Source organism: Lysinibacillus odysseyi 34hs-1 = NBRC 100172, from assembly GCF_001591965.1.
In the GTDB taxonomy this organism is placed as follows: Bacteria; Bacillota; Bacilli; order Bacillales_A; family Planococcaceae; genus Lysinibacillus_B; species Lysinibacillus_B odysseyi.
The window spans coordinates 231,800-246,889 of the sequence record NZ_BCVX01000002.1 but is presented as its reverse complement, the minus strand read 5'-3'; the positions used below and the strand labels follow the sequence as shown (position 1 = coordinate 246,889).

13 protein-coding genes are annotated in these 15,090 nt (G+C 40.6%); 9 read left to right on the top strand and 4 right to left on the bottom strand.

Annotated elements, in window-relative coordinates; genetic code table 11:
• Window positions 1-115: 115 nt before the first annotated feature.
• From BOD01S_RS04020 to BOD01S_RS04000, 5 genes are all read left to right on the top strand, one after another.
• Entirely contained in the window at window positions 116-1,687 is a 1,572-nt protein-coding gene (locus BOD01S_RS04020; RefSeq protein ID WP_036155827.1) for a peptide chain release factor 3, read from the top strand.
• A gap of 297 nt (window positions 1,688-1,984) precedes the next feature.
• Window positions 1,985-5,038 (top strand): efflux RND transporter permease subunit, encoded by a 3,054-nt coding sequence (locus BOD01S_RS04015; protein ID WP_036155829.1) that lies wholly within the window; start codon window positions 1,985-1,987, stop codon window positions 5,036-5,038.
• A gap of 14 nt (window positions 5,039-5,052) precedes the next feature.
• On the top strand, window positions 5,053-6,138 hold the full coding sequence (locus BOD01S_RS04010; protein ID WP_036155831.1) for an SDR family oxidoreductase: 1,086 nt from the start codon (window positions 5,053-5,055) through the stop codon (window positions 6,136-6,138).
• Between the two features lie 292 nt (window positions 6,139-6,430).
• Window positions 6,431-7,186: a TerC family protein gene (locus tag BOD01S_RS04005; protein ID WP_036155833.1), complete on the top strand. Its 756-nt coding sequence runs from the start codon at window positions 6,431-6,433 to the stop codon at window positions 7,184-7,186.
• Window positions 7,187-7,286: 100 nt separating this feature from the next.
• The gene (locus tag BOD01S_RS04000; protein ID WP_036155835.1) at window positions 7,287-8,636 is read left to right on the top strand and encodes a TrkH family potassium uptake protein; all 1,350 of its coding nucleotides are present in this window, start codon (window positions 7,287-7,289) and stop codon (window positions 8,634-8,636) included.
• A 33-nt stretch (window positions 8,637-8,669) separates the two neighbouring features.
• Here BOD01S_RS04000 and BOD01S_RS03995 read toward each other — a convergent pair whose 3' ends face one another.
• Entirely contained in the window at window positions 8,670-10,406 is a 1,737-nt protein-coding gene (locus BOD01S_RS03995; protein WP_036155837.1) for a B12-binding domain-containing radical SAM protein, read from the bottom strand.
• A gap of 209 nt (window positions 10,407-10,615) precedes the next feature.
• Here BOD01S_RS03995 and BOD01S_RS03990 point away from each other — a divergent pair, with 209 nt between their 5' ends.
• Together BOD01S_RS03990 and BOD01S_RS03985 are read left to right on the top strand one after the other, a co-directional pair.
• A complete protein-coding gene (locus tag BOD01S_RS03990) occupies window positions 10,616-12,022 on the top strand; it encodes an ATP-binding protein (protein WP_036155839.1) in 1,407 nt (468 codons plus the stop codon).
• 73 nt (window positions 12,023-12,095) lie between these two features.
• Window positions 12,096-12,542 carry a MarR family winged helix-turn-helix transcriptional regulator gene (locus tag BOD01S_RS03985; RefSeq protein WP_036155841.1) on the top strand — a complete coding sequence of 149 codons (447 nt, stop codon included), beginning with the start codon at window positions 12,096-12,098 and terminating at the stop codon, window positions 12,540-12,542.
• Window positions 12,543-12,583: 41 nt separating this feature from the next.
• On the opposite strand, the gene BOD01S_RS03980 is transcribed toward BOD01S_RS03985, so the two are convergent.
• From BOD01S_RS03980 to BOD01S_RS03970, 3 genes are all read right to left on the bottom strand, one after another.
• On the bottom strand, window positions 12,584-13,288 hold the full coding sequence (locus BOD01S_RS03980; protein ID WP_036155843.1) for a hypothetical protein: 705 nt from the start codon (window positions 13,286-13,288) through the stop codon (window positions 12,584-12,586).
• A 58-nt stretch (window positions 13,289-13,346) separates the two neighbouring features.
• On the bottom strand, window positions 13,347-13,958 hold the full coding sequence (locus BOD01S_RS03975; protein WP_036155845.1) for a CPBP family intramembrane glutamic endopeptidase: 612 nt from the start codon (window positions 13,956-13,958) through the stop codon (window positions 13,347-13,349).
• Between the two features lie 79 nt (window positions 13,959-14,037).
• Window positions 14,038-14,226: a YkvS family protein gene (locus tag BOD01S_RS03970; RefSeq protein WP_036155847.1), complete on the bottom strand. Its 189-nt coding sequence runs from the start codon at window positions 14,224-14,226 to the stop codon at window positions 14,038-14,040.
• 247 nt (window positions 14,227-14,473) lie between these two features.
• Here BOD01S_RS03970 and BOD01S_RS03965 point away from each other — a divergent pair, with 247 nt between their 5' ends.
• Together BOD01S_RS03965 and BOD01S_RS03960 are read left to right on the top strand one after the other, a co-directional pair.
• Window positions 14,474-14,662 carry a hypothetical protein gene (locus BOD01S_RS03965; protein WP_036155849.1) on the top strand — a complete coding sequence of 63 codons (189 nt, stop codon included), beginning with the start codon at window positions 14,474-14,476 and terminating at the stop codon, window positions 14,660-14,662.
• A 68-nt stretch (window positions 14,663-14,730) separates the two neighbouring features.
• On the top strand, window positions 14,731-14,922 hold the full coding sequence (locus BOD01S_RS03960; protein ID WP_036155851.1) for an aspartyl-phosphate phosphatase Spo0E family protein: 192 nt from the start codon (window positions 14,731-14,733) through the stop codon (window positions 14,920-14,922).
• The last annotated feature ends 168 nt before the right edge of the window (window positions 14,923-15,090 follow it).

Genomic DNA, 15,090 nt, shown 5'->3' with positions numbered 1-15,090 from the left:
TTTTAAAATAAGTAAGTATGTTAGAAAGCACCTATCCTAAAGAACAGATGGTGTCTTTCTCGTGCGGATGTACGATGATGTAACTGCTTATCCGCTGAAAAAGGAGACGAAACGAATGACGTTAGAACAAGATATATTATCACGTCGTACTTTTGCTATCATTAGTCACCCTGATGCTGGTAAAACGACGATTACGGAAAAATTGCTATTATTCGGCGGCGCGATCCGCGATGCCGGAACAGTAAAAGGAAAGAAGACAGGGAAATTTGCAACTTCCGACTGGATGGAAATCGAGAAACAGCGTGGTATCTCTGTAACATCTTCGGTGATGCAGTTCGACTATTCAGGCTGCCGTGTAAATATTCTAGATACACCGGGGCACCAAGATTTCTCTGAAGATACGTACCGTACACTGATGGCGGTAGATAGTGCTGTCATGGTGGTCGATGCTGCTAAAGGGATCGAGGCACAGACATTAAAGTTATTTAAAGTATGTAAAATGCGTGGTATTCCGATTTTTACATTCATCAACAAACTTGACCGCCAAGGTAAGGAGCCGCTTGAGCTAATCGAAGAGCTGGAGGAAGTGCTCGGCATCCATGCATATCCGATGAACTGGCCGATTGGTATGGGGAAAGAGTTCCTTGGTATTTATGATCGGTACAACAAGCGAATCGAACAGTTCCGTACGGAAGAAGCTGACCGCTATTTACCTGTAGATGACAATGGGGAGCTGGCAGTAGATCACCCAATGAAAGTAACATCTTACTATACACAAGCGATGGATGATATCGAATTATTGAATGAAGCTGGAAATGAATATTCGGAAGAGAAAATCCGCCGTGGTGAATTGACGCCCGTATTCTTCGGCTCAGCTTTAACGAATTTCGGTGTGCAAACATTCCTCGATACGTATTTGAAATTTGCGCCTGTGCCGCAGCCGCGGATTACAGAAGATGAGCAGTTTATTGATCCGGTCGAGCATAAGGACTTCTCAGGCTTTATTTTTAAAATCCAGGCAAATATGAATCCGGCTCACCGGGATCGTATTGCATTTGTACGAATTGTATCCGGTCAATTTGAGCGCGGAATGAACATGACGCTTGCCCGTACAGGCAAGTCCTTCAAAGTGACGCAGTCTACGCAGTTTTTAGCAGATGACCGCGAAATAGTGGATACAGCGGTTGCCGGTGATATCATTGGTCTATATGATACGGGAAATTATCAAATCGGCGATACAGTCGTTGGCGGTAAAAAATCATTCCAATTTGAAAAGTTACCTCAATTTACTCCTGAAATCTTCATGCGTGTGACAGCCAAAAACGTTATGAAAGGTAAACAGTTCCAAAAAGGGGTACTGCAGCTAGTACAAGAAGGTGCTATCCAATACTTTAAGACGTTGCATACGGAGGACGTGATTCTCGGTGCGGTTGGTCAGTTACAGTTCGAAGTATTCGAGCACCGGATGAAAAATGAATATAACGTAGAAGTGCGAATGGAGCCGATTGGCAGCAAAATGGCACGCTGGATTGAAAACGAGGAAGATGTGAAGGATTCCATGAATTCCGCACGTTCGATGCTCGTAAAAGACCGGTATGATAACCTTGTGTTCCTATTTGAAAATGAGTTTGCAATGCGTTGGTTCTCAGAGAAAAATGAACACATTAAATTATATAGCCTTCTATAATGTTCATGGAATGGAGGCAAAATAGGTCTCTTAAATAAAAGCACTGAAAATTTTACGATTCGTAAAGTTTTCAGTGTTTTATTTTTTAGTCTGCTTCAAAGCTGGATACTTTGTTGTGTGAGATGCCTTCCTCTCTTTTTCAGGCGGTAAAAACTCAATAAGGAAGAGAAATTTGAAGTTTTGGCTAAAATAAGGCAACATAGCTTCGTAGAGAAAAGATTTCCATTGCTATAAAAGGAAATAAATCGACAAAAAACGAAATATATAAGCAATCATACGGCTAGAAAGGACTTATAGATGAAGATAACTGATTTTTCAATAAAAAGGCCCGTTTTTACGTTTGTAACGATGGTGCTGGTCATTTTATTAGGTGCAGTATCATTGTTGAAAATACCGATTACGCTTATCCCCGAGCTGAATCCGCCGATTGGGGTAGTGGTGTCTACCTATCCTGGGGCTAGTCCTGCTGAGGTCAATGAAAAAGTAACAAAGCCATTAGAATCAAGCCTTGCTACATTGCCGGGCATCGAAAAGCTGCAATCGACCTCCCAAGAGAGCATGAATCTTATTGTGCTGGAGTTTGATTGGTCCACTGATATAAATGAAGTACAATCGGATGTCCTTCAACGGTTGGATATGGTGGAACTTCCCGAGGAGGCAGGCGCAAGCTTTTTGAAATTTGATCCTTCCCAATTACCGATTATTCAGCTCGCTATAAGTGCTGATACAAAGGAGGTAGATATCCGGTCAATTGCTGAGCAGTTGGAGTTAGAGCTGCAGCGGCAAGAGGGTGTAGCTAGTGTGAACGTATCAGGGAAAATTGTAGAGGAAATTCAAATTGCCTTGGACGCTGAGGCAATGGAAGAACGCAATTTAGCCCAATCCGATATTGTGCAGCTCATTCAAGCAAATAATATCTCTCTTCCCGGGGAGTCGGTAAATACAGACGAAGGACGTATGCTGACGACACGTATACTGAGTACGTTCACTTCTGCTGAAGACATAGCAAATCTTACACTCTCTGTTAACCCGTTAACAGGTGAGGAGATAAAAGTAAAAGATATTGCGTCCGTCAAGCGGACTGAGCAAGAGCAGGAGATGATTACGCGTGCCGGTGAACAAAGTGCAGTATTGATGTCAGTCTTACAGGAATCAGGAGCTAATACCGCACAAGTATCAAAAAAATTCAAGGCGGCGCTTGAGGAACTTTTGGACAAGCCTGAGTTTGCAGGTGTGGAGGCAAATATACTATATGATCAGGGGGATTATGTCGATCTAGCTATCGATAATATCAGCTCTTCCCTGCTCTACGGTGCCATTTTCGCCATGATTATTTTATTTATTTTCCTTCGGGGCATAAAAAGCCCGATCATTGTTGGTATTGCTATTCCTTATTCAGTCATTGTGACATTCGTTCTTATGTATTTTGCGGATTTTTCCCTCAATATTTTAACGCTGGGTGCCTTGGCTCTTGGAATAGGAATGCTTGTGGATAATGCTATTGTTGTGATTGAAAATATTGAACGGCATATTGCGCTCGGTCAATCTCCGAAAGATGCAGCTTCTATCGGCACAAAAGAAGTTGGGGTGGCTATTATCGCATCTACGCTGACAACAGTAGCCGTATTCGTTCCCGTCATTTTTACTTCAGGGCTGATCGGCCAGATCTTTACTGAGTTTGCGCTCACTATTTCCTTTAGCCTGTTTGCATCACTTGTAGTAGCCCTTACAGTAGTACCGATGCTTGCCAGTAAGTTTTTGAGTGCGAAGAATGGAAATTTAAACGAGCAGCGTGCCAATTCATCATTTTATCAGTCTTACCGCAAAGCATTGAACTGGACTTTGCAGCATCGTCTACTCGTATTGCTATCGGTCGGTATATTATTTGCAGCAAGTTGTTTTGTACTGTTCAGGACGGGTACGGAATTTCTTCCACCGACAGATGAGGGATATGTAACAGTGGATGTTGAATTGCCACGTGGAACATCCCTTGCAGCTACAGAACAGGTAATCAGCGAAGTGGAGGATAGGATTGAAAAAGAGCCAGAGGTGGACGTTTTGGTCAGCCTTATTGGTGGTGATCAGCAATCGCTATCACGGGGCACAGCCACTTCAAGCAAAGCACAGCTATATGTGAAACTTGTGCCTCTCTCAGAACGGGATCGTTCCGTTTTTGAATTCACAGAAGAAGTAGAGAAGGATGTGAAGAAAATTATCGGAACTAGAGGGGAAGTAGATTTCTCGTTAAGCACCTCTACCGGTTCTTCGCCAAATACGATGACTTTCCGGGTCACTGATTCAGATGAAACTCGATTAAATAAAGCTGTCAAGAAGCTGCAGGCTGAATTGAAAAAGGTAGAGGTCATTTCAGAGGTGACAACTGATTTAGATGCGACAGCCGATGAAATTCAAATCGTTGTCAATCGCGAGGAAGCCAATGTATACGGAATGCTGCCAGCCCAAATAGCCCAGACCGTTTATTCGATGATGCGGGGAGTATTGACTACTCAAATACTGGCAGAAGATGGGGAGGTCCTATCAGTTTATACGGGATATGGAAACCTGTATAAAACAGATATAGAGGCGGTAAAAACAATGAAGCTTCGTACATCGGCAGGGGTTTTTGTAGAGCTTCAGGATGTGGCAGATGTCACTGTTGCTGCCGGCCAGACATCTATCCGCAGGTCAGATCAGGCTGCTGCTGTCGCCTTTTTCTTGCAATACGAAAATGCCGAATCATTAAGCAGTATTTCAAATAAAGTGGACACCGTAATTGACAAGGCAAACCTTCCTTCAGAAACAACCGTTGTATTCAGCGGAGACCGGGAGCTTTATGAAAATGCAAAGAGTGATATGTATCTAGCCGTCGCGCTAGCTGTCGTATTAGTATACATTGTCATGGCAGCCCAATTTGAATCACTGAGATATCCATTTATCATGATTTTAAGTGTTCCATTAATGGTAATAGGCATAGCTGCCTCCTTATGGATGACAAATACGTTACTTGGCATTACAGCTGTAATCGGTATTCTTGTCCTTGTCGGTATTGTTGTCAACAATGGTATTGTTCTTGTCGATTATATAAACTTGAAAAAGGCAGAGGGTTACCGGACTTATGACGCTATTCTCATAGGTGCCCAAGACCGCCTGCGTCCTATTTTAATGACGGCCCTCACGACAATGCTCGGGCTTGTTCCGCTGGCATTAGGAATTGGTGAAGGAACAGAGATGAACCAACCGATGGCCATTGTAGTAATTGGCGGCTTATTTACTTCAACACTTTTGACTCTTTTTATCGTTCCAATCATCTATAGTTTAATCGATCAGGAAACGAGGAAAATGGCCTCATAAAGGAGGAGTGACAGGTGGGAGCACACTTATTAACGGGATTTCCAGGCTTCATAGCTGGTCATTTGGCTGACCAGCTTTTTAAGGAGAATGTGACAGAACAAATATATGCCATTGTATTGCCGGGCGAAATGGAGAAGGCAAGAAGAAAGGTACAGACAATAGCTAAACGATATCCGAACTGCCGGATAGAGCTTTTCGAAGGGGATATTACCCTCCCTAATCTGGGTCTGGGTGATGCCGAGCTTGCCGCGATATCCCTGTATACACAAATTGTCTGGCACTTGGCAGCCATCTACGACTTGGCAGTTGAGCGTAAAGCAGCTTGGAAGGTAAATGTCCATGGAACAGCACATGTAAATGATTTTGTCCGGACACTTCCGAAGCTGCAGCGCTATATGTATTTTAGTACAGCTTCCGTGGCAGGCAGGCGTTATGGCCGTCTGTTGGAAACAGAACTTATACGTCCTCCTGCATTTAAAAATTACTATGAAGAAACAAAGTATGAAGCAGAGCTCCGTGTAGAGGATCTGAAAATGGAAGTGCCATTGACTATTATCCGGCCGGGTATCGTTTGCGGCCATTCTGAAACCGGAGAAACAGATAAATTTGATGGGCTCTACTTTTACTTCAATATGATAGACTCTTTAAAGAAATGGCCATTTATCCTTTATGTAGGAAGCAAAAGGGCAGCACTGAATATTGTGCCTGTTGACTATGTTGTAAAAGCTGCCATATATATGTGTAAATCTCAAGAAGCAGAGGGAAAGACATTTCATATAACCAATCCAAGACCGCCTAAAACATATAAAATCTTTAAAGAGATAGTAAGACAACTGTCCGGCAGAAGAGTAGCGGGACGTATCCCGACAGCAGTCATGAAAAAAATAGCAGAAAGCTATAAAATAAGAAAAAAGCTTGGAATAGAATACGAAAGCTTCGATTACCTTGCCTGGCAAGCTGAATTTGATGCAACACAGACAGAGGAACTTTTACGAACATCTACTATTTCCTGCCCGGATACTATGGAGATAATACCCATATTAGTAGACTTTTATAACAAAAATAAATGCCGCCAAGATTTGTTAATTTCTATCAAATAATATAGTTGCTTTTCTAATGGTCCATCGCTTATACTTATATTACAAAGTAACTGAATATCCGTTGACATTTTGTCAAAGGGGAGTAGCTATAAGTAGGAAACTACTTACTTCACATTCGTCATGACATGGTTTGGAGCCATCGGGTGTGATAGCATATAATTTTTGCTTAGCAAGACCTTTGCCTGTTTTTTAGGCATGGGTCTTTTTCTTTTGTGCGGAAACGGATTTTTCAGCATTACCTTGTAGAGTTGAATAAAAATTGATGATACAAAAAAAGGAGGATGTCACGTTTATGGAGACAATTTTATTAGAGTACGCATGGGTCCTGCTCGTCCTAGTATTTTTGGAGGGACTGCTTGCTGCCGATAATGCTGTCGTCATGGCGGTAATGGTAAAGCACCTGCCGCGCGAGCAACAAAAGAAGGCTTTGTTCTACGGGCTATTCGGAGCATTTGTATTCCGCTTTATTGCTTTATTCTTAATCACAGTTTTAGCAAAGTACTGGCAGATCCAGGCAATCGGTGCGGCATATCTGTTATTCATTTCGATCAAGCATTTGTATGATAACCACTTTAATAAGGGTGACGATGATGAGATCAAAGAGGGCAAGGGCTCTGGTTTCTGGATGACTGTTGTAAAGGTAGAGTTTGCAGATATTGCTTTTGCAATCGATTCGATGCTTGCAGCAGTAGCAATTGCGATGACATTGCCGCATCTTGGGGATTTTGAAATTGGCGGTATTAATGCAGGGCCATTTTCTGTTATGTTCCTAGGCGGGTTCATCGGGCTGGTCATCATGCGTTTTGCGGCGCAATGGTTCGTGAAAGTTCTGCAGGATTATCCAAGCCTTGAAACGGCCGCATTCCTAATTGTAGGATGGGTTGGAGTGAAATTGGCAGTACTGGCGCTTGGTCATGAAAATCTGGCGATCATTGACCCGCATTTCCCACATTCTACAGCATGGAAAGTAATTTTCTGGGTTGTGTTACTTGGAATTGCGGTTGGCGGTTACTTGACTGGTGTAGCAAAAAACAAAAAAGCAGCCTAATAAGAATGAAGATGTGCTAAAGGTGGTATAACAACCTATAGCGCATCTTTTATTTTTGTGGTAAATTTCGCTATATACGTTTTTTTGAGGAGGGCGGGCTATGCGAATAAAACGAAAAACGAAGCAGGGGATTACACCATTCCAAATGCTCGTCTCATATTATTTTATAGCAATAGCGGTCTCGTTTGGCCTGCTGAGTTTACCTTGGGTACTTAAGCCAGGAATAGAGGTTCCAGCCATTGATACGCTTTTTACAGCCGTCAGTGCTGTGAGTGTGACGGGTCTTACGGTCTTTGATATATCGCACACCTACACCGGATTTGGTATCGTCATGCTACTAATCATCCTGCAGTTTGGCGCGATCGGCATCATGTCCTTGGGTACTTTTATTTGGCTGCTGGTCGGGAAAAAAATCGGGATGCGGGAACGGCAGCTGATTATGATCGATCATAATCAGACAAGCATAGCAGGAGTTGTCCATCTTATACAGGAAATCGCCAAAATTTTATTTGCCATCGAAGCGTTTGGCGCTATTATTTTAACAGTGCATTTTAAACGATATTTTGAAACATGGGAGGAATCTATTGTCCATGGGGTGTTCACCTCTATTTCGGCCACAACCAATGGAGGATTTGACATTACCGGAATGAGCCTGCAGCAATTTCATTTGGATTACTTCGTCCAGTTTGTGACGATGCTACTTATCGTTTTAGGTGCCATTGGGTTTCCGGTATTAATTGAAGTCAAAGCTTTTCTGAAAAGAAAAACACCAGGATTCCGCTTTAGCCTATTTACGAAAATTACAACAGCTACATACGGGGTACTTTTTGTTATTGGCTCACTTGGTATTTATATTCTGGAAATTTTCCAATCCTTTAAAGGCATGAAATGGCATGAAGCAATCTTTTCCGCGATGTACCATTCTGTCTCGACAAGATCTGCTGGATTAACGACATATGATGTCAGGACATTCAGTGAGGCTACTGATATTTTCATGAGCTTTCTTATGTTCATCGGTTCATCCCCAAGCTCAGTAGGCGGAGGGATCCGTACGACAACATTTGCTATTGCTATTTTGTTTTTAATCACATTTGCCAATGGCAGAAATGAAGTGCAGATTTTCGGAAAGGAAATTCATCAGATTGATATGTTCCGTTCCTTTGCTGTTATTTTCCTGGCGTTATTTATGGTGCTGGGCGCAATGATCATCCTGTTAATTACAGAGCCCCAGGCGACGACGACCCAGATTATTTTTGAAATTACATCTGCCTTCGGAACATGCGGCATGAGTCTCGGCATTACAAATGAATTATCATTTATTGGGAAGGGTGTCATTATCGTCCTCATGTTCATTGGACGTGTCGGTCTTATTTCCTTCCTGTACACATTAGGCGGAAAAACAAAAAAAGTAAATTACCGTTATCCGAAGGAACGCGTGATTATCGGATAAAAAAGAAATCGTGGGCAAAAGCCCACGATTTTTCTATAAGGTAAGATCCGCCATATAAGGAGCCTGTCCTTGACGGAAATACGTAAATAAATAACCTTCTTTTTTTACTACCTGACCTTCGTGCAATTCCTTCATTGAAAGGCTGGAAGGCAGGATAAGGGTGTGTTTGAATAAATCCTTTTCGCTAATATTTAAAGCTGCGAATTCTTCCCCGGCTATAGAAGCGTCCGTACGAATCAGCTTATAAAGTTCCTTCGCTTTCTCCTCAGGTACCCGCTCCTCCCACCATGTTTTTCTTGGAATGAAGGACATTGGTGTAAAGTAGTCGATGAGCATTAGCGTATTCACAATACCTACATCGACATGCGGTAAAGTACGTAGAAACTCTAGCAGACGAAGGAATAGGTCCTCCAGCTGATGGCCGATCCGCGACCAGCCCCGCTCTTCCCAATACGTGCCGAAGCTTTGGAAGAAGTCAAAAGGTGTTTCAAAGACATCTGTCACGAGGTATTCGATTGTCCGGTCCATCCGGTGGGCATTCCAATATTTCTCTAGTACATCTTCAGCATGTTTGATACGGACAATATCTTCAAACGGAAGGACATTATTCGAGAAGATTTCATATGGCGCCACGTCGACATATGTGTAGCCGTATTTCTGTGCTTCAAGACGAAGACCGGTACCGCGTAAAAGCTTGAGGAAACCAAGCTGTAATTCTTCCGGGCGCATGGCAAATACATCATTAAATGTTTTACGGAAAGAATAATAGTCTTCCTCAGGAAGGCCGGCGATTAAGTCAAGATGCTGATCAATTTTACCGCCCTCTTTTACCATCGTTACGGTACGTTTTAGCTTATCGAAATTTTGGCGCCGCTTTACTAAATCATTCGTTAAATCGTTTGTTGATTGGACACCGATTTCAAAGCGGAAAAGCCCGGCTGGTGCATTATCATTTAAAAATTGAATAACCTCAGGACGCATAATATCGGCTGTTATCTCAAATTGGAAGACAACACCTGGTTTATGTTCATCAATGAGGAATTGGAACATTTCCATCGCGTAGCTGCGGCTGATATTGAATGTACGGTCTACAAATTTAATTGTCCGGGCTCCGTTATCCATCAGGAAGCGGATATCCTCCTTGATTTTCTCGCGGCTAAAGTAGCGGACTCCTACTTCGATGCTTGATAGGCAGAACTGACATTGGAACGGACAGCCCCGGCTCGTTTCAATATATTGAATCCGCTTACCAAGGTGAGGGAGATCCTCTTCGAAACGAAATGGTGTTGCTAGTTCCCGAAGATCTATTTTAGGAGGCTGTGCATGGATTTTCACTTTATTATTTTCCAGGTAGCAAATACCCCGTACTTCTTCTAACGGAAGGCTTCCGTTTAAGTAGTGCATGAGTTCTTTGAAAGAGATTTCTCCTTCGCCCATAATGATAAAGTCTATTTCCGGTATTTTTCTCAGCCAATCATGAACATCATAGGAGACTTCCGGACCTCCAAGTATGATTTTTGTCTGCGGCAATACAGTTTTCAACATACGTACAACTTTTATTGTCTCTTCAATGTTCCAAATATAACAGCTGAATCCGATAACATCTGGCCGCTTTTGGAAAAGATCTGATACAATATTAAATGCAGGGTCTTTAATTGTATATTCAGCAAGCTCAGGATCAAATTCAGGACGAGCGCTTGCTTTTAAATAACGGATAGCCAAGTTTGTATGAATATATTTGGCATTAAGAGTGGCTAAAATAATTTTCATGTTCTAATCTCCTTCTCGTGTTATATTGTAACAGTGTAATGTTGAGTGAACAATATGATAAAAATTACCCATTCTATTCATACCTAAATTATGGAATAATTTATACTACTTGTAAGATAAAATTAGGAAAAAACTAAATAGTATGTATAAGATGAGAGATTTCAACATAAAATACGTTATCTGAGCTTGAAAGAAAGGGAGGAATGACTATGGTATTAACCCCTAGCACAGATTTCCACCAAGATTCACAGCTAGCCAATCAATGTACAATATTTGTTTCTAAATCTTTGGAGATCCTTTTTATCAGTAAGCAAACAAGGAATTTGCTGGAGCTAACAGAAAGCGACTGCTTTTTGCCGATTGCCGAGGAATCTATTAAGTTATGGCATGAATTCATAAAGCAAGCGTGCCAGCAACCTGAGGCTTATGGCGAAATTCAGGTGGAAACATCAACGCCGACTACTATTACTATTAGTGGCAATTATGATGAACTCTATGATATTGTCATTGTGACAATCGAAGACATAAAGCAACCGGCACGGGAACAATCAAGCTGGCCTGTCCTTTCGATGTTCAACCAGATAGAGCTGGGTATGGTGGTTTTTAATGCAACGGGTCATATTTTGGATGCAAATCAAAAAGCCCTGCAGTATATCGGTTTCAGTAAAACACAAGTTCTAACAAAGCATTATAAGCAGATGTTGAAATACTTTACTTACGAGTATTCTTCAGCTTCGCAATTTTTTGAAAATATAGAAAAAAGAATGCCTTCTACACTGCTTCTTCAAAAAAGTGACAGTGCAGAACATTTTTATTATGAAATTAAAGCTATGTACGATCAGGTGAATGATCTTTACATCATTTCAATTTTTGATCATACAGCTTATATGAGATTACAGGCACAAGTTAAAGAACAAAGCTATTTAAAAGAGCTGGGCCAAATGAGTGCTTCGATTGCCCATGAAATCAGAAATCCGCTGACTGCACTAAAAGGTTTTGTGGAGCTGATTAAAAGTGAGGCCCCGGCAGGACAGGAAAACTACTTTTCCATAATGGATCAGGAGTTTCAAAGATTAGATTCTATCCTATCTGAGCTGCTATTTTTATCAGCCCCGCGCAAGTCCTCCTTTAAAAAGGTTGATTTAGTAGCACTATCCAAAGAGGCAATTGATTTTATGCAGTTTGAAGCATTAATGCACAATGTGATTCTGCAATTAGAGGTTGATGAGCAGCTGCCGCATATTATTATTGGAAACGAAGGACGACTCAAGCAGATGCTGATTAATTTGATTAAAAATGCTATTCAAGCAATGAACAATCAAGGCAATATTTCTATTCGGCTGCATGCAACAGCACATTATGTCCAGCTTTGTGTCCAGGATGAAGGCGTGGGCATGAGCGAAGAAGCGTATAAAAATCTATTTAAGCCGTTCTTTACAACGAAGGATAAAGGCACGGGATTAGGATTACCGCTTGTGAAGAAAATTATGGACGATTTAAATGGCTCCATTGAAGTAGAGAGTATGCCAAATATCGGCACAACGTTCATCTTGACGTTTCCGAATGCCTTGACAAATCAAGTCATCGTGCAGCACGGAAATGTACTGCCTGGTTAAAATTCATTTTGACAAAGCTTTTTTCTACTAGCTATAATAAGAGAGAGAATAAAAAGTAGAGGATGATTTGTCAATGGCAACTGAAGAGGTAAAACAATCGCTTAAATTATTTATTGTGTTATCAAGGGCACAAAAAGCGATTAGTGAAACGACAAATCAATTTTTCCAACAAAAAGGTTTAAATCCTACGGAATTTGCTGTATTAGAGCTGCTTTACCATAAAGGAAGACAGCCTTTGCAACAAATTGGGAATAAAATTTTACTTGCAAGCGGTTCCATTACTTATGTAGTGGACAAGTTGGAGAAACGTGGGCTTCTAAATCGTGTTTCTTGTCCGACAGATCGTCGTGTCACATATGCAGAGATTTCTGAAGAAGGGGCTGCATTCATGGGAGAGATTTTCCCTGAACACGAAAAGGAGCTTCATGAGCTGATGAGTGTCTTGTCGCCTGAGGAAAAGGAAACAGCAATTGAGCTATTAAAAAAATTAGGCCGGTCAATAAAGGATTTATCTTATTAAAAAAAGGAGCATGCACTAGGCAAGCTCCTTTTGTTTCTTCATTATTTAACTGTTAAGCCCATTTCAAGCAAGGCATTCGTAACTTTTGAAGATGTCCGGTCAAATACTGTTAAACGGACAATTTTTGAATCCTTTTCATAGATTACTGTCACAACCTGGTCATCGTCTTCTGCAAATGTTGCGATAAAGCCAGTAGCATGCTGGATCTCTTTATTTTTCTCTACTAAACTTTGAATATCATAAGGCTGATACTGGCCGTCCGGCGCCGTAAGTCCTACTGTACTTTCCGTTTCACGTGCCTTTTCTTCATAGTCTGTATCGTCTTTTGAGAATGTTTCAACACGCATAGATATTTGGTCGTTTGCGTTATATGTTACCATATCACGGCCAGGTTCTTCAGCAGTAAGAGAGAAGCCTTCAGCTAAAGCAATTTCATAATCTTGTTCCGGACTTGTTGTCCAGGAAAGCTTTGATTCTTTCTTTTGTCCGTTTTCATCTTCATACTGAATTGAGGGTAATGTGTTCTCTACGTCTTTCCCTGCATTCTCCTCAGTTGTATCTTCGGATGACCCGTTTGCTGTTTCCTCTTTGTTTTCGTTACTTCCGTCTTCTGTTTTCGTTGTTTCATCTACAGAACCTGTTGTTTGATCGTCAACTGGAGTGTCATCTTTCTCCGTAGTATTACAAGCTGCGAGTAGGAGCATTGCTGATAATGCCGATGTAAAAAGTAATGTTTGTTTTTTCATCCTTCTTGTCCTCCTTGTTAATAATTTGACGTATTGCAGGGAAGTAAGTTCCGCATATTTAAATAATAGGCAAAATTAGAAATAATAACAAGACAAAAGTAAGGTGAGCAACAATGATCAGCGGTAAACTTTTCTTCCATTCATACAATCCGCCCCATATTAATCCAGCTACGATCGCTGCCAAAGCACCTGGTAAAAAACCGCTGACTGCAAGCGAGATAGAAAATAAAAGAGCTGTAATAAACACAGCATATAACGGAGAAGTAAAGCGCTTCAACTGTTGTTGAATATAGCCGCGCCAAAAAATCTCTTCGCCGATTACGATAATGAAAATAAGCATCAAGTAATGCCAAATATTTGTTGGTCCATATGTTCCAAGGAATTTTGAAATATCTTTCTCGGCTGAGCTATCGATATATGGAAGTAATACATGGCCCAACTTGACAAGACCGTATGTAATTGTCCCATAACCAATACCATAAATTAAATACTGCCAGGTTGGAAGTTGATCCTCAAGCTTTCCAAAGATGAGTGCAATAGCGATTCCTACTAAAAGAATAAAAGCATACAAATACCAAAAAATAGCTTTCTCCTCAAATGTATAAATCAGCATTGCATAAACGAAAAGTAAAGAAAGAAGGAGCACGATAGTTTGTTTATGTTTCGTCATTTCTAGTTCCCTCCTTGATACAGTGTAACAAAAAAACACCCCTTCATCATCTTTTTAAGATGAAAAGGAGTGAAAACATTTATGCATCTTTACTTTGCATTATTTTATATCTTTTATGGTTTACTACGGTTTTTTCTTCCACCTCTAGGTGCTGGAAGTTTTCCATAATTGTCAAATTGACAATAACAGAGTTTTCATTTACTTTTTCTACTAGTCCTTGCAGACCGTCTTTAAATTCGACAATATTCCCAACTTCAGCTATTTTCACAAGCAGTCAGCTCCTTTATCGACTAATACTCTACAGTGTGCCTCAATTTTTGGAAAAGGTAAAGAGTTTTTTGAATTATTACTTATAGAAGATAGAATTTTTTGTAGTGGAAGATTATTTTTCTGTCGAATAATCAGGAAAGAACTAGTTGGCATATTTTTAGCAAAAAAAGCAGTTTCTTTCTCCTCACAGTCGTATTTCAATTGTATAATAAAGGAGCGTTACTTAAGAAAAGGTGGAATAAAGAGTGGAAAAATATAAAGATTTATTAAATCAGCTGCGAAATGGCGAGATAGAAAAGGTAGAGATTTCTAAGGCAGATTATTTGGCATTTAGGGAAGTTCTGGTTCAGGATCCACAGTTTAAACATTTTCGTGGAGAAGCAAAGCAGGGAGGAAATATAGTCTTTAAATTTTTAGCAACACCCAGAACATGAAATATTTCCCATCGTATTCAATTTATCGTATAATAAACTAATAATTACTTTCATATGGGGGGCAACCAATGGAAAAAGGCATTTTAAAGCAAGTAGAACTTACACGTACACTCATGATTCAATCCGGTTTGAAGCATGGCTTTCAAAATGCAAAAACAATCCAACTAAGTAGACGACTTGATGAATTGCTAAATGAATACGATATGCTGAGTACGGAAGAAAAGGAACATGAATTTATTAAAAAAAATTTTCTCCAATAAATTTTAAAAAATGTTTAAGACGAAAAATAGTGGGAATAATACTCTTGAACACAGCAACATTCTCATTTCCCCCTTAAGAGCAGATGCCGAAAAGCAGCTGCTCTCTTTTTTTGGGGAAAAATAACGAAGTCCATGCTGTAACCTTGTAAATAAAATTTTCTATTCATT